A 24,850-nucleotide genomic window follows, 5' to 3' on the forward strand; every position below is an offset into this window, starting at 1 on the left:
TCGGAAAAACACTCTTCGCCATCTATGTAAGGGGAGTCTCCCTTATTTGTTCATTACGATGAATGCAATAACTACACCGATGATTGGAAGTGCCTCAACTAAAGCAACCCCGATGAACATAATTGTTTGAAGTGCGCCTTTTAATTCTGGTTGACGAGCAACACCTTCGATTGTACGTGATACGATAAGACCGTTACCAATACCTGCACCTAACGCTGATAAACCAATTGCAATTGCAGCTGCGATTACACCTAAACTCATTTAATTTGTCCTCCTTTGTATTATAAAAAAATAAATTTTTTCTTACTTAAATTATATTAATGGTCATGGCTTACTTTATGAGCCATATAAACCATCGTTAACATAACGAAAATAAATGCTTGGATTGATCCAACGAATACACTGAATCCCATCCATGCTAACATTGGTACAAGCGCACCTAATGCCCCAAGGACTGATGCTCCGCCCAACTTAGCAAGTAATCCTAATAAGATCTCACCTGCATAAATGTTACCAAATAAACGAAGACCTAACGTTAATGTGTTAGCAAACTCCTCAATAACCTTTAATGGGAATAAGAATTTCATAGGTTGGAAATAACCTTTTACGTACTCTTTCGTACCCTTCATCTTAATTCCATAATAATGGGTGAGGGTAACTACCATCACGGCTAATGTTAATGTAACTGCTGGATCAGACGTTGGTGATCTCCACCATGCAATATGTTCGCCAGCTTCAGTTGCTGAATACATGAATGGTAAACCAAGGAAGTTCGATACGATGATAAACATGATAAGCGTAACGCCAAGCGTTAAGAAACGTCCACCTGTTTTCCAGTCCATCGTACTATTGATAATCCCTTTCACGAAGTCAAACACCCATTCCATGAAGTTTTGCATTCCGGTTGGGCGAAGAGCTAAGCTGCGAGTTCCAATAACAGCGATTAAGAAAACAATAACTGCTGCTACAGTAACCATCATAACTGATGACAAATCGAACGTTAAACCTAGAAATTCAACTAATTTACCGTGTTCCACTAGTAATTCACCTCTCTTCCCTGCTCTTATACTCTAAATAAAGAAAATCTATGATCATGACAAGGTATCCTGTCAGCAATCCTACACCTAGGCCCCACATCGCGATTAACTCTTGATATTTGGCTGCAAATAAAATTAATAACCCAATCGTGGCGAATCTTGAATATGTACTTACCGCTGTTGCCTTGAACTTCACGTTTTCTCCATTTGTTACGCGATCTAGCAGCTTGTCTGTTCTACGTGCAATGATGCGCAAACTAAGAAAACTGAAAATCGTCCCGATAATCAGTCCAAGAAATACATCCTTGTAAGAGGTAAATCCCCATCCTAGCACTAGAAGCGCAAGCAAGTAGTACATATATTTCTTTTGTCTTTGGACAAGTCCATGTACGTCTATCATCATTGCTCTCCCGAATAGTAATGTCGAATGAGTCGAATCATTGCGTATACCCCTGTTCCTAGTCCGAGTAATAACCCTATAATAAGAAACAACGGAAACGTTCCAACCTTATTATCAATCCACTGCCCACCAAAGATTCCAACAAGAATAGAACCGACTAATTGAGCAAGAATACCTGACATTAAAGCATAAGCTTTTATATGGCTGCGATCGTTTTTTTGCAAGGATTCATCCCTCCAATATGTAACCCTCATTCACGATGTGTTAATAATAACTCATTTTTTTGCATAAATCCTATACAAAACAAAAAGTTTACATTTTCGTCACGGAATAGATGTAATTTTGTCACTGAAAGCCCTACCATCTATCCCCGTTGTTAGCATACAATAGGGTATTAACAGTGTCAACGAGAAATCGTAAAAAATCTAAAAATTTGAGTATTAGGCATTTCCTCCCAAAAATGAAAACGTTCCCCTTCTAAATACTGGTTACATATATGCAATTTCTAACAGTTTTCTCTTTATAATAGAAGGAAATGTTCACAAGTTTGTCACTATTATATTTTCGAGATATAACGCTTTTCTTCCATAATATAGTGTTCCTCAGACGTAAGACTTCTATATTATATGTGAGGTGTATGCAACTTATGTTGTATATACGATGTATATTTATCCTCTCCCCCTCCCCTACTTGCTTACAACAAAAAAGACGAGCTGGGGAATCTCCCCTGCTCGTCAGTTGTCTTACTTCGTTCCGAATAAACGGTCACCAGCATCACCAAGACCTGGTACTACATATCCGTGGTCATTTAATTTCTCATCTAATGCTGCTACATAAATATCAACATCAGGATGTTCTTCTTGTACTACTTTTACCCCTTCTGGAGCTGCAACGATACACATTAATTTAATTTGTTTCGCACCGCGCTTTTTCAGAGAGTTAATTGCTTCAGCCGCAGAACCACCTGTTGCTAGCATCGGATCTAGTACGATAAAGTCACGCTCTTCTACATCCGTTGGAAGTTTCACATAGTATTCTACCGGTTGCAATGTTTTAGGGTCACGGTATAAACCAACGTGTCCTACTTTTGCTGCTGGAATTAATTTCAGAATTCCATCAACCATTCCTAAACCTGCACGTAAAATCGGAATTAAACCAAGTTTTTTACCAGCGATCACTTTTGTTGTCGCTTTGCTTACAGGTGTTTCAATTTCAATGTCCTTAAGTGGAAGGTCGCGAGTAATTTCGAAAGCCATTAAGCTTGCTACTTCGTCCACTAATTCACGAAAATCTTTCGTACCTGTATTCTTATCGCGAATATATGTAATCTTATGTTGAATTAACGGGTGATCAAATACATACAGTTTTCCCATGTGAATCTCTCCTTTAGATGATATTCATGCGTTTGCACGCTTTTTTACACTATTTACGATTGTAAAGAAAACGCTACTAATATTCAAGGGCAAATTTGGCAAAATCATGATTTTACGATGAATCTATCTAGTATCTTTACCAATTATGGGAGCTGTATCCTTCATTATATCGCCAAAATTTATTCATCATTTGTATACATACTTTAAAAATAATATATGTCCACAAAAAAGACCGCCAAAACAATTAAGTCTCGGCAGTCTTCTTCAATCTATTATAGATTTGGATACATTGTGAATTTGCTAGTTAACGCTTCTACACGCTTACGTACTTCTTCTAATGCAGCTTCATTTTCATGATTTTTTAATGTATAAGCAATAAGTGACGCAATTTCATCCATTTCTTCTAAACCGAAACCACGAGATGTTACAGCTGCTGTACCGATACGTACCCCACTTGTTACAAATGGGCTTGCTGTTTCAAATGGAATTGTATTTTTGTTCACTGTAATACCAACTTCATCTAATACGTGCTCTGCTACTTTACCTGTGATTTCTAAGTTACGAACATCAATCAAGATTAAGTGATTGTCTGTTCCGCCAGAAACAAGTGTAAGTCCTTCTTTTTGAAGACCTTCAGCTAAGCGGTTCGCATTGTTAATGATATTTTGTGCATATGTTTTGAAATCATCTTGAAGTGCTTCACCAAATGCAACAGCTTTTGCAGCGATTACGTGCATAAGTGGACCACCTTGAATACCAGGGAAGATTGATTTATCAATTTGTTTTGCAAATTGCTCTTCACATAAAATCATACCACCACGCGGACCACGTAACGTTTTATGTGTTGTCGTTGTAACGAAATGTGCATGTGGTACTGGATTTGGGTGTAAACCAGCAGCTACTAAACCAGCGATATGTGCCATATCAACCATTAAATAAGCGCCCACTTCATCTGCAATCTCACGGAATCGCTTGAAATCGATAACACGAGGGTATGCACTTGCACCTGCAACGATTAATTTTGGTTTATGTTCTTTCGCTTTTGCTAATACATCATCGTAATTAATACGGTGAGAGTCAGCATCCACGCCATATTCTACGAAATTATATTGTACTCCACTGAAGTTAACAGGGCTTCCGTGTGTTAAGTGACCACCATGAGATAAGTTCATACCAAGCACTGTATCGCCTTGCTCTAAAATCGTGAAGTATACTGCCATGTTCGCTTGTGCACCAGAGTGTGGTTGAACATTTACGTGCTCTGCGCCGAAAATTTCTTTCACGCGATCACGTGCGATATCTTCTACTACGTCTACGTGTTCACAGCCACCATAGTAACGTTTTCCAGGATATCCTTCAGCATACTTATTCGTTAAAACAGAACCTTGTGCCTCCATTACTGCTTCACTTACGAAGTTTTCCGAAGCAATTAACTCAATCTTTGAACGCTGTCTTCCTAGTTCTGCCTCAATTGCAGCAAATACCTTTTCATCTTGACGTTTTAAATGATCCACCAAAATCCCCCTTTTCTGAACGAATTACATCGATTCCCAACAGTTTTTTCTTATTTATTCAGAAAAAACGAAAATTCAGGTTGTAATTCTTTCGAACCTTCATGTTTTCAACTACATTCTAACATGACTTTCTATATCATAAAAGAAAAAAAAGACCGAAAATCGGTCTTTTCTTTCTTCTATTATAAAGTCAGACAACATACCTTTTATCTTATGATAAACAGTTACTATATGACTTCCTAATTTCTCATATTTAACGGCAAGTGGTAGTCTCTTCCACTGCCGCATAGACAGCACGTGCTCCACCAATTAGTTTTCCACGTGTTTTGGCCATCGTTACATGCGCACTTCCAATTTCCTTCACACTTGTACGAACCGGAACAGCTACATGCTTTAAATGCATACCGATAAATGTATCACCAATATCCATTCCTGCATCAGCTTTAATAAACTCAACTACTACCGGATCTTTCAAATTGTGATACGCGTATGTCCCCAATGCACCACCTGCTGATCTAACAGGCGTAACTGTTACAATTTCAAATTGATATTTTATCGCTACTTCTCTCTCAACTACTAAAGCACGGTTTAAATGCTCACAACATTGAAACGCTAATTCAATACCTGTTTGCTCTTGAAATTGTTTTAACTCAGAGAAAATCGCCTCTGCTACTTCCATCGTTCCTGATGTTCCAATTCTTTCGCCTAGCACTTCGCTCGTGCTACAACCCACTACAAAAATTTGACCGCTTTGTAATGAAGCTTGTTCTTGGAAATCAGAAAGCGACATTTGTAGCTGTTCTCTTACCTTTACGATTTCTGTCATTACGCCTCTTCCTTTCACAGGTTGGTTCACCAAATTATATTTCACACTACTGATAGTTAGAATCTATTACTTTGTTTCGTATGTTTTAATTTTTCCTACGCGGTTTTCGTGACGACCACCTTCATAGTCAGTTGTTAACCAGATTTTCGCGATATCACGCGCTAGACCAGCACCAATTACACGCTCACCCATCGCTAGCATGTTAGTGTCATTATGCTCTCTCGTTGCTTTCGCGCTGAAAGTATCATGAACTAACGCACAACGGATACCATTTACTTTGTTTGCTGCGATTGACATACCAATGCCTGTCCCACAAACTAAAATACCACGATCTACTTCACCATTCGCTACCATTTCAGCTGCTGGAAACGCAAAGTCAGGGTAATCAACAGAACCAGCTTCACATTCACAACCTAAATCAATATATTCAATATTTAACTCTTCTAATAAACTTACAAGTTCTTTGCGGATATTCATACCGCCGTGATCAGATGCTATTACTACTTTCATTTTTACCCCTCCAAAGTTTCAATCAATTATCTTCATTTCACACTCGCTACCTCACATAGGAAGAAGTGATCTCCAATATCGTATTATACACGAAACATCAACCTACTGAATGTTTTTTCAGTAAAGTTTGTACAAGTTTTTCCATCTCATCTAACGTTTCTTTATAAATAGAAAGCGAGCCTCCAAATGGATCTGAAATGTCCTTGCCTATACCTTCAGTTAATCCATATAACGTATTTAATTTCTTTTCAACGCTCGGATAATGCCCAAGTACAATTTGCTTATGGTTTTCTGTCATCGTTACGACAATATCAGCCCAATCAAGCAAAGTTTCATTTATTTGCTGCGCCGCATGATCAATTAAAATTCCTTTTTCAGCTAAAGCTTCCTTCGCATGTACCGATGCATCGCTCCCAGGATAGGCGAAAACACCAGCAGATTGCACTTCAAACTTATCTCCTCCGTGATGACGAAGCAACGCCTCAGCCATTGGACTACGACATGTATTGCCAGTACAAACAAATAACACTCGTTTCATTCAAACCCACCCCTATATTCGATTTCTTACCATTCATCATAACTTACATTAGAATAGAACAAAAGAAATGTGAATATACAAAAGGCGCATTTCTCTTATATTTTTTCTAAGAAAAATGCGCCTTATCCACATATATGTGAAACCCTATTTCCAAGTGCCTAGAGTATTTTAACATACATGCTGAACATGCAACAAAAATAAGGAATCCATTTCATACGAAACGGATTCCTCTTATATTGCAATTATTTCATTGTAACTTTCATTACTTCTGTTGAACCTTTTGTAGCTGCTACGCCTACAGTTGTCTTAATAGACTCAGCTGCATCTGTGTTTGTAATAACAATTGGAGTAATTGTGCTTTTCGCTTTTTCACGGATTAATTCTAAGTCGAATGAGATTAATTTATCTCCAGCTTTTACAGCTTGGCCTTCAGAAACGTGAGCTTCGAAACCTTCGCCTTCCATTTTTACAGTTTCTAATCCAACGTGGATTAAAATTTCTGTACCGTTTTTCGCTTTAATTCCGATAGCATGTTTTGTGTGGAATAATTGTACGATTTCACCATCAACTGGAGATACAACTACACCTTCAGTAGGATCGATTGCAACACCGTCACCCATCATACGACCAGCAAATACTGGATCTGGTACTTCTTCAATATTTTTCACTGCTCCAGTTAATGGAGCTACGATTGTTTCTTCATTTGTTTTTGAACCAAGACCGAATAATTTTTTAAACATAGGATAGTCCTCCTTATAATTTACCTAAAAGTTTATAGGGCAATCCCTAGTAAAGCTCGGGATACATGTAAGACTTCATACTTCGAATATTATACTGTAAAAACGCTTTCGAAATAAATTACGTCATTACTAATAGACTCTTATTGTAGCGCTTCACAAAATTCCAGTCAATTCTGATTGTCTGAATAACAATTAGAAGTTAACTTCTATTTATATTTTCTCTTTTTTTGCCCAACTTGTCTAGAGGTCTTTACTACATTTTATTTTTTGTTGTTAATTTGTAAAATTTAATTCAAACTTTTTTCAAAATACACTTGACTAAAGTAAGTAACTATTTTAGTATTACTTACGTAAGGTAAGTTAATAACTTTTAGGAGGTTTTTAAAAATGATGGATTTCGGTCTACTTATTATTCGTCTTATTATAGGAATTACATTCATGGGTCATGGCGCTCAAAAATTATTTGGTTGGTTCGGCGGTTACGGTTTAAAAGGAACAGGTGGCTGGATGGAGTCAATCGGTTTACGTCCTGGTGTATTTATGGCATTTATGGCTGGCGCAACTGAATTACTAGGTGGTTTCTTATTTGCATCAGGTATTTTCATTGTAGTTGGTTCATTATTTATCGTTGGAACAATGTTAATGGCTATCTTCACTGTTCACGGAAAAAATGGTTACTGGGTAACACAAAACGGATATGAATATAACTTAATGTTAATCGCTGTCGCTGTTGGTGTAGCTTTAATCGGACCTGGCGCATACGTTTTACTTTGATTTTTATCTCAAATTTGAGATTCTTGAAAAAAGAACTTACTTCATTACAATTGAAGTAAGTTCTTTTTATGAAACAAAATATTATTTCCAGCAGGATTTTCTCATCGTTATCTTGTAAACAAACAATAAGTATTCATATTTAGAAAGGGGATTACAAGCATGTTATCCATTAATCCAAATGAACAAACTGAAAAAGATAATTACAAATTACTTACTGGAAGTATCATCCCTCGTCCTGTCGCATTCGTTACTTCTGTAACAAAAGAAGGCGTACTAAACGGAGCACCATATAGTTATTTTAATATTGTCGCTGCTAATCCACCACTTATCTCAGTATCTGTACAACGAAAAGCCGGAGAAAGAAAGGACACTTCCCGAAACGCAATTGAAAAAGGAGAATTTGTCGTACATATTTCTGACGAATCATATGTAGCAGCAATTAACGAAACAGCAGCTAACCTCCCGCCAAATGAAAGTGAAATTGAACTAGCAAAACTAACACCAATCGAAAGTGAAGTCATCTCTGTTCCAGGTGTAAAAGAAGCAAATATTCGAATGGAATGCGTATTAGAACGTGCAATTCCACTTGGCGGAACGGAAGACTCACCAGCTTGTGATCTACTAATTGGACGCGTCGTTCGTTTCCACGTTGCCGAACATCTATATGAAAAAGGGCGCATTCACGCCGAAGGACTCAAACCAATAAGCCGCCTAGCAGGACACAACTATGCAAAATTAGGAGAACAATTTGAATTGGTTAGGCCAGTTTAAAAGTGGAAGTGGCCCGTTTAGCTCTGACCAGCTAAGGTTCTCTCGCACAAAAGGTGCTTTTTACCTTTCGTGCGGGAGGTTCTTAGATGCGAAGAGCTGGCCACTGGAACTGGATAATATCTAAAAGCGGAAGCGGCTCGTTCAGAATCGCAGGACACTTCAAGCTCTCGACCTTGAAGCGCTTTTTGCTTCATGCGAAGAGCTTGTCGCTGGAGCTGGATATATTTAAAAGCAAGGCGGTTAGATTCCTCCCATCACTCAAATATAAAATCCCCTGCTTTTTAGCAGGGGATTTTATCATTGTAATTCTTCCTTCTTTTCCTCTAAAGTAGGCATTTTCTCTTTTTTCGGCTTCCCTAGCTTAATTACGAAGAAGTATAGGGAAAGCAATGTGATAAGAAAAACAATTAAAAACGGGTACGGAGAGTAAAAGGCACGCGCCGCCTCAGTCTTTCCCGCAACAAATTTCAATGACTCAATATCTAAAAACTCAGCAAACATTTGTACACCGAGCATACTAAACCAAAAAACAAAAAAACTAATAATAATACCAAAAACTTGCTTCAATCTCGTCATTCATCTCATCCTTTCTATATCTGTAATTTTTAGCGCAATAAATATAGTACAAACAAAATATTCACAGAAAGGAACTATCTCACCATTCACGAATTAACTTAATCCAACCTAACATCGAAATTTGCAAAATAATACCCCAAATTATAAGTCTTCTTAGCCATCGAGGATAGAAGGTTAAAAATTTAACATACCATTCCAATAGCTTGTTCATAATTCCCTCCTACATAAAATTATATAGGAAAAAGGATATATAATCCAAACCCAACCAAAATGATACCACCTACTATCTCACCATATGTACCGAGCATATCTTTCGCATGTCTCCCAATTAATAAACCCATCCACGCTAATAACATGCTAACAAATCCAAAAAGTAAAATCGTAATAATTGTTTGTGCTCCATAAATACCAAGACTAAGTCCTACTGAGAAACTATCTATACTGACGCCAAATGCAAATACGAATAAACTAATTCCAATAGGGGCTGTTCTAGTCTCTTCATTTTGTAAAATGCTCGAATATACGATATAAAACCCTAGTCCGATTAATAAAATAGCACCCGCAAAATGTGCGATATCTCCATACTTCTCTGATAAAAAACGACCTAGTACCATTCCTATAAACGGCATAATAATATGAAATATCCCTATCGTCATACCAATATACAGGATTTGTCTTAACTTTAGGGGTATCATCCCCATACCAAGACTCACCGAGAACGCATCCATCCCTAAGGCGAATGCCATAATTATTAAAGGTATTAGCTGTTCAAACGTCATTCATGCCCCTCCTTGGACGTGCTACTTCACAATATGCTTATCCAAGGAGAAATATTCTGTTTGCTAATCTTACCTTATCATTCAATAATAATATGATGTCCTGCCGCTTTTGTTAAACGATTCATAATTGCATTCCCTATTCCTTCATTAGGGAATGACTCACTAAAAATAACATCCACTTCACTTGCATCAAATGTTCTAAGTACATCATATAATTTAGTCGCAACACTAGCTAAGTCACTTCTAACACCACAAGATAATATAACATCTGCACTATATACATGCTGATACTCTTCTGTCGTTAATACGCCTACTTTAAATCCTTCTTCCTTTTTCTCATCCACAAGATGCTGAATAAACTCACGTGAGCCCTCAACAATACTAAGTGGTGCTTTCGGGGCATAATGTGTGTATTTCATTCCAGGCGATTTCGGTTTTTCCTTCTCATCCTTTAAAGCTGGATCTAAAGAAACAGTACCTATCACCGCTTCTAATTGTTCTTTCGTAATCCCACCTGGACGTAATATTGTTGGAACCGCGCTTGTACAATCAATTACAGTTGATTCAACGCCTACTCCAGTTGCACCACCATCAACAATACCTGCAATCTTCCCATTCAAATCTTCATATACGTGAGAAGCTAATGTTGGACTTGGACGCCCTGAACGATTCGCACTTGGTGCCGCAACAGGTACATTCGCCTCTTCAATAAGAGCAAGTGCAATTGGATGATCAGGCATTCTTACTCCAACCGTATTAAGTCCTGCCGTCACCTTCTCTGAAATCCCTTCTTTTCTCGGCAAAATAATTGTTAATGGTCCTGGCCAAAAATGCGCCATTAACTTCTCTGCAACTGGTGGAATTTCTTTCACAATCCCATCTAACTGAGATTTTGTACCTATATGGACAATGAGTGGATTATCACTCGGTCTTCCTTTCGCTTCGAAAATTTTCGCGATTGCTTCATCATCCATCGCATTTGCACCTAACCCATATACTGTTTCCGTAGGGAAAGCAACCGCCTCATTTTCTCTTAATAATTTTGCTGCTTCTTGTAACTGTGGATAATATTTTTTTCTTTCCACAACATTATCCACAACCCACATGTTTGTATGCATTTTTTTCCACGTCCTTTTCTACCCTTAAATACTTGTATATTTTTAGTTTACTATGAGATTTATCCAAAAGACAAACAAGGTTTATCCACAAAATGTGGATAAACCTAATTAATCCGTGGATAACTTTGTGAATAGCTGACAATTTAGTATTATTGCATTCTGCTCTTTTATATTTTTACAAAAATGTTCTAGTTGTTGAATTCCCTCTGGAACCTCATCCTTTTCTATAGTAAAAAAGTCAAAAAACTGAAAGATCGGTACAGATTGTGGATGATTTGTTAGTAAGTACAATTGTTGAACACTTTTTTCTTTCATATACTGCAAAAACATTTCAAAAAAATATAAGAAAGTTTGTTTATCCACATGAGGTGTGAATAAACAAGAACGAATAAGCACATCTTCCCCACTTTGTTCATAACCAATTACAGCTCGTATTTCTTCCGCCTCTTCCAAAATCATAAATTGTGCGTACAACTCATTTATTTTATCATCTTTTTTATTAGCTTGTCCGAAAAAAGAATGTAATCTTTCCACATCTGCTTTCGTAGCAAAATACACTTTCTTCATAATAAATCCCTCCTCATTTTTATATATGAAGAGAGATTTATTAATAGTACTATTTAGAGAATAAAGATGTAAAAGCTTCTACAATAAACAATTTAACTTCTGGCTTTTCTTCTTCCTCTTCTACTTTTACATACTCATTTTGCTTTTCTTGTTTTTTCTCCACAGGTTTCTCCACTTTTTCCACAGTTTTTATTTCTTCTTTACTTACAGGCTGCTCTTCGACTTTTGTTTCATTTTTTACTACTTTCTTTTCAGAAGCTGTTACTTTTTTTACTACTTCCTGCTTTACAGCTTTCGTTTCTTTTACCTTATCTACTTTCTTCTCTTCTTTATCTATTACTTCCTCATCTAGTTGTTTCACCTGCTCCTCTTCAGGAGATTCCGCCTTCACAACGTGCTCTTCTTTTCTTACAGCTGTCCCGCTCGAAAAATCTAAGAAACACATTGGTGGAAATAATACACACCACCAGTTCGCCCCTTCACCTTCTCCAATTGTGATTAATACTGCTTCATATTCTCCTGCTGGATAAATAAAATTCCCGTATACCTTTGTAGGAAACTTTACATTCTTACTAAATTTCACTTGAAATGAATCTTTACTTCCTTCTCTTTTTAACGTATTTTCCACCGTTTTCTCGATTTCTGGAATATGACTTTGAATTACTTTGCGTGCCTCTTCAAATGAAGTTAAATCCGCTACCCACCCATCAATTTGTGCTTTTACTTCATCACGCACTTTACGCTTTAATGCCTGGTCTTTATCTGAATCACTATTTGCTAAAATTCGTAATCGAACGGCCTCTTTCGGAATAACTGAAGGCCCTTTCGCATCAGCTTTCATATATCCAAACTGCACAAGTAACTGTGCACCAATTAATAGTATAAGAAGATAAGCAATAACTTGTTTTTTCATTTCCTCCACCGTCCCTTCTACAAACAGTGTGGACAGACTTTCATCTTTCTAAACTATTAAATTCAAAATCTATATGAATTTTTCCACAAAAAAATAGAGTAAGGTGTGAACCTTACTCCATCTCTGCAAATACCATACGATCTTTTCCGTTAATATCGAAAACAACCTCAACATGAGCATGTGGAAAAGCTTGTTGTAACAATCTTTTTACATCCTCACCTTGTCCTACTCCAATTTCAAACGCCACAATCGCTTTCTTCTGCAACACATTCGGCAATTCTTCCATAAAACGGCGATAGAAATCTAATCCGTCTTCACCACCAACAAGTGCTCTCTTCGGCTCATGCTCTTTCACAACAGGAGAAAGACCACGCCAATCCTCTTCCGGTATATATGGAGGATTTGAAACAACAACATCTAGCTTTTGACCCGTTTTATGAAATGGTGACAATAAATCACCGTGATAGAACGTTACTTCTGCACCTAAAGCTTTTGCATTTTCTTTTGCAACTTCAATCGACTCTTGTGCAATATCTACTGTATACACATGAAGATTTTCATTTTCTAAAGCAAGCGTAATAGAAATCGCTCCACTACCTGTACCTATATCTGCTACATGTAGTTTCTCATCACCAAAATGGCGCTCGATTCTTTCTAATACTCCCACTATAAGCTCTTCTGTTTCCGGTCTTGGTATTAATACTTCTTCATTCACAAAGAAAGACCGTCCATAAAACATTTCATAACCAATCATATATTGAATAGGAATACCTTCTACATGCTTGTGGATAAACTCCGTAAAGCTTTTCTCTTGATCCTCAGTTATTTCTTCACGCATATTCATAAGTAATCCTGTTCTGTTCACCTTTAATACATGACAAAGGACAATTTCTCCCGCATTTTCATCTCGTCCATTTTCCTGTAAAAAAGAAGAAGCCCATTTCAGGGCTTCATAGACACGCATTACTCAGCTGCCTCCATCTTTTGAGCCTGATCTTCCATCACTAAGGCATTGATGAAATCATCTAACTTACCTTGTAAGATTTGATCTAGCTTTTGAATCGTTAAACCGATTCGATGGTCTGTAACACGGTTTTGCGGGAAGTTATACGTACGAATACGCTCTGAACGATCTCCCGTACCAACAGCTTGTTTACGGTTTTGATCATACTCAGCTTGCGCTTCTTGTCTAAACTTATCATAAACACGTGCGCGTAATACTTTCATCGCTTTTTCTTTATTCTTGATCTGTGATTTCTCATCCTGACAAGATACAACTACACCAGTCGGTAAATGCGTTAAACGCACCGCTGACATCGTTGTATTAACGCTCTGTCCACCAGGTCCACTAGAAGCGAATGTATCAACACGAACATCTTTCTCGTGAATATCAATTTCTACTTCTTCTGCCTCTGGTAATACAGCTACAGTTGCTGTAGATGTATGAATACGTCCACCAGATTCCGTTTCAGGAACACGTTGTACACGGTGAGCACCATTCTCGAATTTCAGCTTCGCAAAAGCACCTTTACCATTAATCATAAAGATAATCTCTTTATATCCACCTAACTCTGTATAGCTAGCCTCAATAATCTCCGTTTTCCAGCCCTGTACCTCAGCGTAACGGCTATACATACGGTATAAGTCACCAGCAAATAAAGCTGCCTCGTCTCCACCAGCAGCTCCACGAACCTCAACGATAACATTCTTATCATCATTAGGGTCTTTTGGAACAAGTAAAATTTTCAGACGCTCTGATAATGTTTTATCTTGTGATTCTAACTCAGAAACTTCTTCTTTTACCATTTCACGCATTTCTGCGTCTAACTTATCTTCTAACATTGCTTTCGCATCTTTTAATTGCTCACGAACATCCTTATACTCACGATACACCTCTACCGTTTCCTGTATATCAGACTGTTCCTTTGAATATTCACGAAGCTTATTTGAATCACTAATAATCGCTGGATCACTTAACAATTCATTTAACTTCTCATAACGATTTTCTACAGCTTGCAAACGATCTAACACATCATTCACCTCTACATCCTAGTATCTAATACAAATAGTATATGGTACTTACTCAAAAAAACGCAAATTATATTTAAAAGTGGCGGTGGCTCTTTCAGCTCTGACCAGCTAAGGTTCTTTCGACCTAAAGGTGCTTTTTACCTTTTGGGCGGAAGGTTCTTAGATGCGAAGAGCTAGCCACCAGAACTAGATATATTTAAAAGCACAAGCGGCTCTTTCAGAATCGCAGGCCACTTTCAACTCTCGACCTTGAAGCGCTTTTTGCTTCAAGCGAGAGAGTGAAATCGCCGGAGATTCTAGCCGCTGAAGCTAGATAATATATTTAAAAGTGGCGGTGGCTCTTTCAGCTCTGATCAGCTAAGGTTCTTTCGACCTAAAGGTGCTTTTTACCTTTCGGGCGGAAGGTTCTTAGATGCGAAGAGCTAGCCACCAGAACTAGATATATTTAAAAGCGTAAGCGGCTCACACCGCTCATTCTCTCTATTTTGAAAAAAACCCGCCTTGCGCAGCGAGTTTTACTTATCTTTGTTTGCAGGTACTGCATGACAATGACGACAACGCGGTTCATACGATTCTGAAGCTCCAACTAAAATAATTGGATCATCAAATGCCGCTGGTTCTCCATCAATTAATCGTTGTGTACGACTTGCTGGAGATCCACATACAGAACATACTGCTTGTAGTTTTGTCACATGTTCAGCAATCGCCATCAGCTGAGGAACTTGTCCAAATGGTAGACCACGGAAATCTTGGTCTAAACCAGCTACAATGACACGATAGCCACGATTTGCCAATACTTGCACCACTTCCACAATGTCCCCATCAAAAAATTGCACCTCATCGATTGCAATAACATCCAGCTCTTCTGTAATATGTTCAAATATATCCTTTGAAGCTGAAACAGGAACTGCTTTTACCTTTAATCCGTTATGTGATACTACATCTTCTTCACTATATCGATTATCAATACATGGTTTAAATACAATTGCATGTTGTTTTGCAAATTGCGTACGGCGCACACGGCGGATTAGCTCTTCTGACTTGCCAGAAAACATACTACCGCAAATCACTTCAATCCAGCCATTTTGATTTATTAAGTACATGAAGCTCTCCTTTCATCTACTTTTCAGTTAAAAGTAGGGTAAAGGTATAATATTTTCGCAAAAAAAACAGACAAGCGAATACATACACTTGCCTGTTTTATGTTTTTATTACTTAAGACCGTATTTCTTATTGAAGCGGTCAACGCGTCCGTCTGCAGTAGCAAACTTCTGACGTCCAGTGTAGAATGGGTGAGAATCAGAACTGATCTCAACTTTTAGTAATGGATAAGTGTTACCATCTTCCCACTCAACAGTTTCGTTAGATCCTTTAGTAGATCCGCTTAAGAATTTGAAGCCTGTGTTTGTGTCCATGAATACAACTTTCTTGTAATCTGGGTGAATTCCTGCTTTCATTCTTTTCATCTCCTTCCGCCCTGAATCATTTTCGAAACAGAGTTTTTCATCTTCAGCTGCATACACAACTATATTGATGAAACACATATGATGAAATTATAACAAGGCTAACTTCATTTTGCAACTACCTGTTTTTGTCTTTTTAATTTTAAAAGCGCAAGCGGCTCGTTCAGAATGGGAGGGGGATGGAGCTTCTGACGTAGAGGCGCTTTTTGCCTCGTAGGAAGACGCGAAGCCACCGACCATTCTAGCCGCTGGAGCTGGATATTAAATTGAAAGTGGAGGTGGCTCGCTCAGCTCTGACCAGCTAAGGTTCTTTCGCCCTAAAGGTGCTTTTTACCTTTTGGGCGGAAGGTTCTTAGATGCGAAGAGCTAGCCACCGGAACTGGATATTATCTTAAAGTGGAGACGGCTCGTTTAGCTCTGACTGGCTAAGGTTCTCTCACTTATTTCTCTCTTTAATATCACCTAAACAGCATAAAAAACTCGCTTACTATAAAATAAGCGAGTCCTGATTTTTTCCCTTTACTTAGTTGTTACATACCTTTTTGAGTCTGCAACAATGTTTTGTAAAAACTCTTCATTTGTCTTCGTTTGACGAAGCTTACGTAAGAAACTTTCAACGAAGTCTGGTGTATCACGCATTGTTTTACGAATGCCCCATAACTTGTCTAAATGTTCTTTTGGAATTAATAGATCTTCTTTACGTGTACCAGAACGACGAATATCGATCGCCGGGAAGATACGACGTTCAGCTAATGAACGATCTAAGTGAAGTTCCATATTTCCAGTTCCTTTAAATTCCTCGTAAATAACATCGTCCATACGTGATCCTGTATCAACAAGGGCTGTTGCTAAAATTGTTAAGCTACCGCCTTCTTCAATATTACGCGCAGCTCCAAAGAAACGCTTCGGTCTATGGAAGGCAGCTGGATCGATACCACCTGATAATGTTCTACCACTTGGTGGAATAACGAGGTTGTAAGCTCGAGCTAAACGGGTAATACTATCCATTAAAATGATAACATCTTTCTTGTGCTCTACAAGACGCATCGCACGTTCTAACACAAGCTCAGCTACTTTAATATGATTTTCTGGCACTTCATCAAAAGTAGAACTTACAACATCTCCTTTAACAGAACGTTCAATGTCTGTTACTTCCTCTGGACGCTCATCAATTAAAAGTACAATTAATTCTGCTTCCGGATGATTTGTTGTAACACTATGCGCGATTTCTTTTAATAGACTTGTTTTACCAGCCTTTGGAGGCGCAACAATTAAACCACGTTGTCCAAATCCAACTGGTGCGATTAAATCCATGATGCGTGTCGGTAACTTTTTAGGTTCCGTTTCCAATTTCATTTGGCGATCTGGGTATAATGGTGTTAATGCAGGGAAATGCACACGCTCTTTTGCTGAATCTGGATCATCTCCGTTTACAGCTTCAACTTGTAATAACCCAAAATAGCGTTCATTTTCTTTCGGAGGTCGTACTTTACCAGAAACCTTATCTCCATTACGTAAATCGAAACGACGAATTTGCGAAGCTGAGATATAAATATCTTCTGAGCTTGGAGAATAGTTGATAGGACGTAGGAATCCAAATCCTTCTGATTGAATAATTTCTAATACGCCTTCCATGAAAAAGAAACCCTCTTTTTCTGCTCGAGCTTTCAAAATAGAAAAAATTAACTCTTTTTTCGTTAATTTGCTATAATACGAAATCTTAAATTCTTTCGCAAGCTCGTATAACTCTTTTAATTTCATGTTTTCTAATGCTGCAATTGACAAATTCATTCAGACACCACACTTTAACGTTATTCTCTTTTTTCATGGGTAAAGGGAAAAAATACGGAAGGCAAATAATTAATAATGAAAGGCAATAAGTTCAAGTAGGGTAATATTCACTATTGTAACCCTTTTATCTAGTTTTAATCAATACGTTGGAACACAAATACAAGAAGCGAAGACAAGAAAATTTGTCTTCGCTTCTTATTTAATTTAGTTCCAGCTCCGATAGTTAGAAAAGTCGACCATTTTAACCTTTCTGAGCGAGCCGCTTGCACTTTTTATTTAATCCAGCTCCGGTGTCTAGAAGGGTCAGTCATTTCACCCCTTCCTGCGAGGCACAAAACGCCTCTTCGTCAGGAGTTCCAATGCCTTCCCCTTCTGAGCAAGCCACCTCCGCTTTTTACTTAATCCAGCTTCAGCAGCTAGAATGGTCGGTGGCTTCACTTCTTCCTACGAGGCAAAAAGCGCCTCTACGTCAGAAGCTCCATCCCCCTCCCATTCTGAACGAGCTGCTTACGCTTTTTATTTAATAACCAAGTTTGGTTTTTTATTCAAGCTATGACGTCCATCCACGAAGCGAACTGTGCCTGATTTTGCGCGCATAACAAGGGATTGCGTTGTTCCTACGCTACCTTTAAATTGAACACCGCGTAATAGTTCTCCATCTGTTACGCCTGTTGCTGCAAAGATTGCATCGTCACCTTTTACTAAGTCCTCCATGCGAAGGATACGATTAATGTCTTCTATGCCCATTTTTTTACAACGTGCTAATTCAGCTTCGTTTTGTGGCAATAGTTTCCCGTGAATTTCTCCACCTAAACATTTTAAAGCAACTGCTGCTAATACACCTTCAGGTGCTCCACCAGATCCAAATAAAATATCTACACCTGTACGATCAAACGCTGTATTAATCGCTCCAGCTACATCTCCATCATTAATCAATTTAATGCGCGCACCAGCTTTACGAATTTCTTCGATAATTTCTTGATGACGTGGACGATTTAAAACTGTCGCTACAACATCTTCAATATCTTTATTTTTCGCTTTCGCAACTGCACGTAAGTTATCAATAATAGGCGCATCAATGTCGACCGCCCCAACTGCTTCTGGGCCAACCGCGATTTTATCCATGTACATGTCAGGGGCATGTAACAAATTACCGTGGTCTGCAATTGCAATAACAGCAAGAGCATTCCAGCCACCAGCTGCTACGATGTTTGTCCCTTCTAAAGGATCAACCGCAACGTCTACACGTGGTCCATATCCTGTACCTAATTTCTCTCCGATATATAGCATTGGTGCTTCATCCATCTCACCTTCACCAATTACAACTGTACCTTTCATCGGAATTGTATCAAATACATCACGCATAGCTGATGTTGCTGCACCGTCTGCCTCATCCTTTTTCCCGCGCCCCATCCAACGCGCTGATGATAAAGCTGCAGCCTCTGTTACACGTACTAACTCCATAGATAAACTTCTCTCCACGATAATCCCTCTCCTTTAAGTCTTTATATTTCTGCCGTATTTTGTGAACCGTGTTTTTCTATAAAGTGTACTTCCGCAAGTAGTGATGCTTCGCTTCCCCCTTGCGGAAGTATCACTTATGCGTTCTTCATTTCTTCAATTTCTTGCTTTGTCATTTGTTCTCGCCAAATGTTTGCTCCAAGCCCTTTAAGCTTGTCCACTATATTCTCATAACCTCGATCAATATGCTCAAGTCCTGTTACTTCTGTAATTCCATCTGCCATTAATCCTGCAATAACAAGTGCCGCTCCTGCTCGTAAATCACTCGCCTTCACTTTTGCACCTTGCAATAATACAGGACCAGTTACAATTGCCGAACGACCCTCTACTTTAATTTGAGCATTCATACGACGTAATTCATCAATGTGTTTGAAACGGGCACCGTAAATTGTATCTGTTACAACTCCCGTCCCGTGCGCCTTTGTTAAAAGCGTCGTAAACGGCTGTTGTAAATCCGTTGGAAAACCTGGATATACAAGCGTTTTGATATCAACTACTTTTAACTTTCTATTACCGTTCACCGTAATTTGATCATCGTTCGTTTCAACTTGAACACCAGCTTCTCTTAGCTTTGCAGTAACTGATTCTAAATGCTGAGGAATAACGTTATCAACCGTTACTTCTCCTCCTGATGCAGCTCCTAGAATCATATACGTACCAGCTTCAATACGATCTGGGATGATAGTATGGTGACAACCATGTAAAGAGTCCACACCATCTATTCGGATTACATCTGTACCAGCACCTTTAATACGTGCCCCCATGCTTGTTAACAATGTAGCTACATCAATAATCTCGGGCTCTTTCGCTGCATTTTCAATAACAGTTCTACCTTTTGCTCGTACAGCTGCTAGCATAATATTAATCGTAGCTCCTACACTAACAACATCTAAATAAATACGTGCCCCGCGTAGCTCATCTGCTCTTAAATAGATGGCACCTTGTTCATTCGTAACATGTGCACCTAGCGCTTCAAACCCTTTAATATGCTGATCAATCGGCCTCGGTCCTAAATGACATCCACCCGGAAGCCCAATAACAGCTTTTTTAAAACGGCCAAGCATTGCACCCATTAAATAATAAGAAGCGCGCAATTTTTTCACTTTTCCATTTGGCAAAGGCATTGCAACCATGTTAGAAGGATCGACTACCATCTCTTCCTCCTGTCCATAAGTTACTTTCCCTCCAATTTCCTCTAGTAAGTCTCCTAACATTTTTACGTCCGAAATATTAGGGACACCACCAATAGTTACTGGAGTATCTGCTAAAATTGTCGCTGGAATTAATGCAACGGCGCTGTTCTTTGCACCACTTACTCGAATTGTTCCATTTAAAGCTCTTCCGCCTTCAATTAGCAATTTTTCCATATTGAGCTCCCTTCTTGTGAATGTATTTACTTTCTATCTTTTTATAGAAAGCTCCCCTTAAGAATCTCAATTACTCTTTCCATCCCAAAACTCAATAAATAGGAAACCATTATCTTCATTTCTCCTATAGCACGAATAGATAAAGATCAACTATTCATCGAATTCACTTTATCAATTTAGATACGTTATCACATTTATTAATAGGACTATGCACATTATTTTCTATTTAAAAACAAAAATGATAAAATCTTTAGACTTGTTCACGCTTTCATTATACAACGAAAGGAAACCGTCTAAAAGACTAGACGGTTTCCAAAACGGAATTTTATTCTTACGCTTTACCGTTAGAACCGAATTCGCGAATTTTACCAATAACAGTTGCTTTGATAGCGTCGCGGCCAGGTCCGATAAATTTACGAGGATCGTAAACTTCTTGGTCTTTGTTTAATACTTCACGAACAGCTTTTGTAAACTCGATTTGGTTCTCCGTGTTTACGTTGATTTTTGAAGTACCTAAAGAGATAGCTTTTTCGATATCAGCAGTTGGGATACCAGTACCACCATGTAATACTAAAGGTACGCCAGTGAAGTCACGAACTTGTTCCATTTCAGCGAATCCTAAGTTAGGCTCACCTTTGTAAGGACCGTGTACAGAACCTAAAGCTGGAGCTAGGCAATCGATACCTGTTGCTTCAACAAGGTGCTTACACTCTGCTGGGTCAGCGTAAATTACGCCTTCAGCGATTACGTCGTCTTCTTGTCCGCCAACTGTTCCAAGCTCAGCTTCAACAGATACGTTACGAGCGTGTGCGTATTCTACTACTTGTTTAGTAGTTTCAACGTTTTCTTCGAATGGGTGGTGAGAAGCGTCGATCATTACAGATGTGAAACCTGCATCGATTGCTTCTTTACATTTTTCGAAGCTTGAACCATGATCAAGGTGAATCGCTACAGGAACAGTGATGTTCATTTCTTCGATTAAAGCTTTAACCATAGCTACAACTGTTTTGAAACCAGTCATATGACGAGCTGCACCCTCAGATACACCTAGGATTACAGGAGATTTTTCTTCTTCCGCAGCAGCTAAGATAGCTTGAGTCCACTCTAAGTTGTTCATGTTGAATTGACCAACTGCGTATTTTCCTTCTAGTGCTTTGTTTAGCATTTCTTTCATAGAAACTAAAGGCATGGTGAATCCTCCTAAAAAACGTTTTTTGTATCCGATAAGTTCTTATCGCTGGTAGTATGACCAGAATAAGGTAAAATATGTATATCTACATACCGGACTTTTTTCTACACTCAATAGGATAACAACTTGTACTCAAAAACTCAACCGTATTCACCTGCACAATAGTCCATGTAAACGCTTTTTTCCATATTTTTTATAAAAAATTCATTTTTACGCCTCTACAGCGAGCTCATTTCTCACAGCTTGACGAATTTCATCAATATCAAATGGTTTAGCAAAATGCATTAAAGCACCTAAATCTTTTGCTTCTTGGATCATATCAAGCTCTCCATAAGCAGTCATTAAAATTACTTTAATACTCTCATCAATTTCTTTTACATGCTTTAAAATCTCTATACCATCCATGCCTGGAATTTTCATATCTAACACTACTAAATCTGGATTATCTTTTTTCACGATATCTAAAGCTTGAAATCCATTTGCTGCTTGGAATGTCTGATAACCTTCTTTTTGGAACACTTCATGTAATAGCACACGAATCCCATATTGATCATCAACGATTAAAATTTTACCTTCCATAATTCCCAACCTTTCTGTGTAAGTACAAGATTTAAAGCTTCTTATATCTTAACGATTTATTTTCGCTATTCTTTGGCAAATTCCTTCCTATTCTTTCTTATTTTACCGTTTCCTATTTTGTTATGCTACCCTACGATTTCACCTTTCTAAAAAAATAAACTATAATGAAAGCCGGCAAACACGTACGAAGGGAGTAACATTATGTTAAAAATTTTTTCAACTCAATTAAGTGGTTATTTCTCCAGAGTTTCTCAAAAAGAAGAAATGAATATAGAAGATAGTGCTCGTTTACTTGCTCAAGCACTAGTTGGCGATGGTTTCATTTATTTACATGGTACAAATGAAATGGAAGGCGTTGTTGCCGAGGCACTATTCGGTGCTGAACCAATGAAGCAAGCAAAACGCTTATTTGAAAATGGTAAAGAAGCAGAAGTAACCTCTGCGGATCGTGTACTTCTTATTAGCCGTTTTTCAACAGATGAAGCCATTGTAGAAATTGCAAAAAAACTACAAGAAGAGGGACACTCTATTGTCGGCATTTCTGCTCTTCAAGAAGGTACGGAATCACTCGAACGATATACAGACGTACATATTGATACAAAACTGTTAAAAGGTCTTATTCCAGACGATGAAGGTAATCGCTACGGATTCCCAAGTTTAATAGTAGCTTTATTTGCTTATCACGGAATCAAATTTACAATCGATGAAATGTTAAATGAATATTAAAAAAAAGCGCCTTATTTCAGGCGCTTTTTTTATTACTTGCTCTCTTTATTCGTAATAGAAGCTCTTACGAAGTCATGGAACAATGGTTGTGGACGGTTTGGACGAGAAACAAGTTCTGGGTGGAACTGTGCTGCCACGAACCAAGGGTGGTCTTTTAATTCAATGATTTCAACTAGACGGCCGTCTGGGCTTGTACCAGAGAATACAAATCCTTCTTTTTCCATATCAGGACGGAACTGGTTGTTGAACTCATAACGATGACGATGACGCTCATATACAACCGGCTCATTATAAGCATTGTAAGCATTTGTTTCTTCAGCAAGCTTACATGGGTATAGACCAAGACGAAGTGTACCACCTAGGTCCTCTACATCTTTTTGTTCTGGTAATAAGTCGATGATTGCATATGGTGTGTCAGGGTTGATTTCAGAAGAGTTAGCACCTTCTAAACCTAATACATTACGTGCGAATTCGATTGATGCAAGTTGCATACCTAAGCAAATTCCTAAGAATGGAACTTTGTTTTCACGAGCATATTGAATCGCAACGATTTTACCTTCTACACCACGATCGCCGAAGCCACCTGGTACAAGGATACCATCTGTATCGCCAACTAATTCTTTTACGTTTTCTGCTGTTACGTGCTCAGCATTTACCCATTTTACTTCTACATCTGTGTCGAATGAGTAACCAGCATGACGAAGTGCTTCTACAACAGAAATATAAGCATCTTGAAGTTCTACATATTTACCAACAAGAGCGATTTTTGTTTTCTTAGAAAGATTACGCACTTTGTTAACTAGCGCAGTCCACTCTGTCATATCTGCAGCTGGATTGTCTAATTTTAAGTGGTCACAAACGATTTGGTCCATGTTTTGTTCTTGAAGAGATAATGGAACCGCATATAAAGTATCTGCATCGCGAGCTTCGATAACTGCTTTTGTATCAATGTCACAGAATAATGCAAGCTTGTCTTTCATATCTTGAGAAACAGGCATTTCTGTACGAACAACGATAATGTTTGGTTGAATACCTAAGCTACGAAGTTCTTTAACACTATGTTGTGTTGGTTTTGTCTTCATTTCACCCGCTGCTTTTAAGTACGGGATTAACGTACAGTGAATGTACATTACATTGTCACGACCGATGTCGCTCTTAATTTGACGGATTGCTTCTAAGAATGGTAGAGACTCGATGTCACCAACAGTTCCACCGATTTCTGTAATAACAACATCCGCATTTGTTTCACGACCAGAACGATATACGCGTTCTTTAATTTCGTTAGTAATATGAGGAATAACTTGAACTGTTCCTCCTAAATATTCACCGCGACGCTCTTTTTGAAGAACTGAAGAGTAAATTTTACCTGTTGTTACGTTGCTGTATTTGTTTAAGTTAATGTCGATGAAACGCTCATAGTGACCAAGGTCTAAGTCAGTTTCTGCGCCATCATCTGTTACGAATACCTCACCGTGTTGGTATGGGCTCATAGTCCCTGGGTCTACGTTAATGTATGGATCAAACTTTTGAATCGTTACGTTTAAACCACGATTTTTTAAAAGTCTTCCAAGAGATGCTGCTGTAATACCTTTTCCTAAAGACGATACTACACCGCCTGTTACAAAAATATACTTAGTCATGAAAAAGCTCCCTTCTATTTTGCTGTTATATAATCACCGTTGCAAAGCGCAACGTATGTAGATAACACTGTATCCATCTTATTGTTAGACTCTTTTTATTTTCTAAA

At 38.2% G+C, this 24,850-nt stretch carries 30 protein-coding genes; 3 read left to right on the forward strand and 27 right to left on the reverse strand.

The genetic code is table 11. The features are described 5' to 3' along the window. Positions 1 to 42 precede the first annotated feature (42 nt). From atpE to N2V80_RS26405, 11 genes are all read right to left on the reverse strand, one after another. Positions 43 to 261, reverse strand: coding sequence for a F0F1 ATP synthase subunit C (gene atpE, locus N2V80_RS26355; RefSeq protein WP_000052064.1), 219 nt, complete (start codon positions 259 to 261; stop codon positions 43 to 45). Between the two features lie 56 nt (positions 262 to 317). Next, positions 318 to 1,037 carry a F0F1 ATP synthase subunit A gene (gene atpB / locus N2V80_RS26360; RefSeq protein WP_000399871.1) on the reverse strand — a complete coding sequence of 240 codons (720 nt, stop codon included), beginning with the start codon at positions 1,035 to 1,037 and terminating at the stop codon, positions 318 to 320. 7 nt (positions 1,038 to 1,044) lie between these two features. Beyond that, complete coding sequence (locus N2V80_RS26365) at positions 1,045 to 1,437, reverse strand: ATP synthase subunit I (RefSeq protein ID WP_000567600.1); 393 nt, start codon at positions 1,435 to 1,437, stop codon at positions 1,045 to 1,047. Next, entirely contained in the window at positions 1,437 to 1,661 is a 225-nt protein-coding gene (locus tag N2V80_RS26370; protein ID WP_001171223.1) for an AtpZ/AtpI family protein, read from the reverse strand. Before N2V80_RS26370 ends, N2V80_RS26365 begins: the two co-directional genes overlap by 1 nt. 26 nt (positions 1,662 to 1,687) lie before the next feature. After that, positions 1,688 to 1,801 carry a DUF4024 domain-containing protein gene (locus tag N2V80_RS26375; protein ID WP_000232962.1) on the reverse strand — a complete coding sequence of 38 codons (114 nt, stop codon included), beginning with the start codon at positions 1,799 to 1,801 and terminating at the stop codon, positions 1,688 to 1,690. 379 nt (positions 1,802 to 2,180) lie between these two features. Continuing rightward, complete coding sequence (gene upp, locus N2V80_RS26380; protein WP_000517539.1) at positions 2,181 to 2,810, reverse strand: uracil phosphoribosyltransferase; 630 nt, start codon at positions 2,808 to 2,810, stop codon at positions 2,181 to 2,183. Between the two features lie 272 nt (positions 2,811 to 3,082). Next, positions 3,083 to 4,324: a serine hydroxymethyltransferase gene (gene glyA / locus N2V80_RS26385; protein ID WP_000349807.1), complete on the reverse strand. Its 1,242-nt coding sequence runs from the start codon at positions 4,322 to 4,324 to the stop codon at positions 3,083 to 3,085. A 253-nt stretch (positions 4,325 to 4,577) separates the two neighbouring features. Further along, positions 4,578 to 5,150: a TIGR01440 family protein gene (locus N2V80_RS26390; RefSeq protein WP_000136379.1), complete on the reverse strand. Its 573-nt coding sequence runs from the start codon at positions 5,148 to 5,150 to the stop codon at positions 4,578 to 4,580. A gap of 66 nt (positions 5,151 to 5,216) precedes the next feature. Then, positions 5,217 to 5,660, reverse strand: a complete 444-nt coding sequence (gene rpiB, locus N2V80_RS26395) for a ribose 5-phosphate isomerase B (protein WP_000869542.1) — start codon at positions 5,658 to 5,660, stop codon at positions 5,217 to 5,219. 97 nt (positions 5,661 to 5,757) lie between these two features. Further along, positions 5,758 to 6,198 carry a low molecular weight protein arginine phosphatase gene (locus tag N2V80_RS26400; protein WP_000832368.1) on the reverse strand — a complete coding sequence of 147 codons (441 nt, stop codon included), beginning with the start codon at positions 6,196 to 6,198 and terminating at the stop codon, positions 5,758 to 5,760. A gap of 242 nt (positions 6,199 to 6,440) precedes the next feature. Further along, the gene (locus N2V80_RS26405) at positions 6,441 to 6,938 is read right to left on the reverse strand and encodes a PTS sugar transporter subunit IIA (RefSeq protein ID WP_000473665.1); all 498 of its coding nucleotides are present in this window, start codon (positions 6,936 to 6,938) and stop codon (positions 6,441 to 6,443) included. Between the two features lie 387 nt (positions 6,939 to 7,325). Here N2V80_RS26405 and N2V80_RS26410 point away from each other — a divergent pair, with 387 nt between their 5' ends. Both N2V80_RS26410 and N2V80_RS26415 read left to right on the forward strand, forming a co-directional pair. Next, positions 7,326 to 7,712 carry a DoxX family protein gene (locus tag N2V80_RS26410; RefSeq protein ID WP_000968616.1) on the forward strand — a complete coding sequence of 129 codons (387 nt, stop codon included), beginning with the start codon at positions 7,326 to 7,328 and terminating at the stop codon, positions 7,710 to 7,712. Between the two features lie 159 nt (positions 7,713 to 7,871). Continuing rightward, positions 7,872 to 8,483 carry a flavin reductase family protein gene (locus tag N2V80_RS26415; RefSeq protein WP_000949055.1) on the forward strand — a complete coding sequence of 204 codons (612 nt, stop codon included), beginning with the start codon at positions 7,872 to 7,874 and terminating at the stop codon, positions 8,481 to 8,483. 297 nt (positions 8,484 to 8,780) lie between these two features. Here N2V80_RS26415 and N2V80_RS26420 read toward each other — a convergent pair whose 3' ends face one another. From N2V80_RS26420 to spo0F, 15 genes are all read right to left on the reverse strand, one after another. Beyond that, the gene (locus N2V80_RS26420; protein WP_000197472.1) at positions 8,781 to 9,059 is read right to left on the reverse strand and encodes a DUF3935 domain-containing protein; all 279 of its coding nucleotides are present in this window, start codon (positions 9,057 to 9,059) and stop codon (positions 8,781 to 8,783) included. Between the two features lie 79 nt (positions 9,060 to 9,138). After that, positions 9,139 to 9,270 carry a hypothetical protein gene (locus tag N2V80_RS26425; RefSeq protein WP_001037636.1) on the reverse strand — a complete coding sequence of 44 codons (132 nt, stop codon included), beginning with the start codon at positions 9,268 to 9,270 and terminating at the stop codon, positions 9,139 to 9,141. A gap of 19 nt (positions 9,271 to 9,289) precedes the next feature. Beyond that, complete coding sequence (locus N2V80_RS26430; protein WP_000142463.1) at positions 9,290 to 9,838, reverse strand: manganese efflux pump MntP; 549 nt, start codon at positions 9,836 to 9,838, stop codon at positions 9,290 to 9,292. Positions 9,839 to 9,915: 77 nt separating this feature from the next. Then, positions 9,916 to 10,956 (reverse strand): L-threonylcarbamoyladenylate synthase, encoded by a 1,041-nt coding sequence (locus N2V80_RS26435; protein ID WP_000557351.1) that lies wholly within the window; start codon positions 10,954 to 10,956, stop codon positions 9,916 to 9,918. 108 nt (positions 10,957 to 11,064) lie between these two features. Beyond that, positions 11,065 to 11,523, reverse strand: a complete 459-nt coding sequence (locus tag N2V80_RS26440; RefSeq protein WP_000758437.1) for a mechanosensitive ion channel protein — start codon at positions 11,521 to 11,523, stop codon at positions 11,065 to 11,067. Positions 11,524 to 11,572: 49 nt separating this feature from the next. Beyond that, the gene (gene spoIIR, locus N2V80_RS26445) at positions 11,573 to 12,436 is read right to left on the reverse strand and encodes a stage II sporulation protein R (protein WP_000745063.1); all 864 of its coding nucleotides are present in this window, start codon (positions 12,434 to 12,436) and stop codon (positions 11,573 to 11,575) included. 112 nt (positions 12,437 to 12,548) lie between these two features. Continuing rightward, positions 12,549 to 13,400 (reverse strand): peptide chain release factor N(5)-glutamine methyltransferase, encoded by an 852-nt coding sequence (prmC, locus tag N2V80_RS26450; RefSeq protein WP_001267055.1) that lies wholly within the window; start codon positions 13,398 to 13,400, stop codon positions 12,549 to 12,551. Next, positions 13,400 to 14,467: a peptide chain release factor 1 gene (gene prfA / locus N2V80_RS26455; RefSeq protein WP_000887064.1), complete on the reverse strand. Its 1,068-nt coding sequence runs from the start codon at positions 14,465 to 14,467 to the stop codon at positions 13,400 to 13,402. The genes prmC and prfA overlap by 1 nt, the downstream gene beginning before the upstream one ends. Positions 14,468 to 14,982: 515 nt before the next feature. Further along, a complete protein-coding gene (locus N2V80_RS26460; protein ID WP_000280859.1) occupies positions 14,983 to 15,570 on the reverse strand; it encodes a thymidine kinase in 588 nt (195 codons plus the stop codon). Positions 15,571 to 15,678: 108 nt separating this feature from the next. Then, positions 15,679 to 15,924, reverse strand: coding sequence for a type B 50S ribosomal protein L31 (locus N2V80_RS26465; protein WP_000643433.1), 246 nt, complete (start codon positions 15,922 to 15,924; stop codon positions 15,679 to 15,681). Between the two features lie 525 nt (positions 15,925 to 16,449). Then, positions 16,450 to 17,721: a transcription termination factor Rho gene (gene rho / locus N2V80_RS26470; RefSeq protein WP_001053903.1), complete on the reverse strand. Its 1,272-nt coding sequence runs from the start codon at positions 17,719 to 17,721 to the stop codon at positions 16,450 to 16,452. Between the two features lie 516 nt (positions 17,722 to 18,237). Next, entirely contained in the window at positions 18,238 to 19,203 is a 966-nt protein-coding gene (glpX, locus tag N2V80_RS26475; RefSeq protein ID WP_000442340.1) for a class II fructose-bisphosphatase, read from the reverse strand. Positions 19,204 to 19,319: 116 nt separating this feature from the next. Next, the gene (gene murA / locus N2V80_RS26480) at positions 19,320 to 20,609 is read right to left on the reverse strand and encodes a UDP-N-acetylglucosamine 1-carboxyvinyltransferase (RefSeq protein ID WP_000413254.1); all 1,290 of its coding nucleotides are present in this window, start codon (positions 20,607 to 20,609) and stop codon (positions 19,320 to 19,322) included. Positions 20,610 to 20,940: 331 nt separating this feature from the next. Then, the gene (locus N2V80_RS26485) at positions 20,941 to 21,798 is read right to left on the reverse strand and encodes a class II fructose-bisphosphate aldolase (RefSeq protein ID WP_001131855.1); all 858 of its coding nucleotides are present in this window, start codon (positions 21,796 to 21,798) and stop codon (positions 20,941 to 20,943) included. 210 nt (positions 21,799 to 22,008) lie between these two features. After that, the gene (spo0F, locus tag N2V80_RS26490; RefSeq protein WP_000398594.1) at positions 22,009 to 22,377 is read right to left on the reverse strand and encodes a sporulation initiation phosphotransferase Spo0F; all 369 of its coding nucleotides are present in this window, start codon (positions 22,375 to 22,377) and stop codon (positions 22,009 to 22,011) included. A gap of 201 nt (positions 22,378 to 22,578) precedes the next feature. Here spo0F and N2V80_RS26495 point away from each other — a divergent pair, with 201 nt between their 5' ends. Then, positions 22,579 to 23,103: a DUF2529 domain-containing protein gene (locus tag N2V80_RS26495; protein ID WP_000912400.1), complete on the forward strand. Its 525-nt coding sequence runs from the start codon at positions 22,579 to 22,581 to the stop codon at positions 23,101 to 23,103. 32 nt (positions 23,104 to 23,135) lie between these two features. Here N2V80_RS26495 and pyrG read toward each other — a convergent pair whose 3' ends face one another. Continuing rightward, positions 23,136 to 24,743, reverse strand: coding sequence for a CTP synthase (gene pyrG, locus N2V80_RS26500; protein ID WP_000170460.1), 1,608 nt, complete (start codon positions 24,741 to 24,743; stop codon positions 23,136 to 23,138). Positions 24,744 to 24,850: the final 107 nt, after the last annotated feature.

It is taken from the genome of Bacillus sp. FSL W8-0640, from assembly GCF_038007725.1.
GTDB classification, from domain to species: domain Bacteria; phylum Bacillota; class Bacilli; order Bacillales; family Bacillaceae_G; genus Bacillus_A; species Bacillus_A cereus.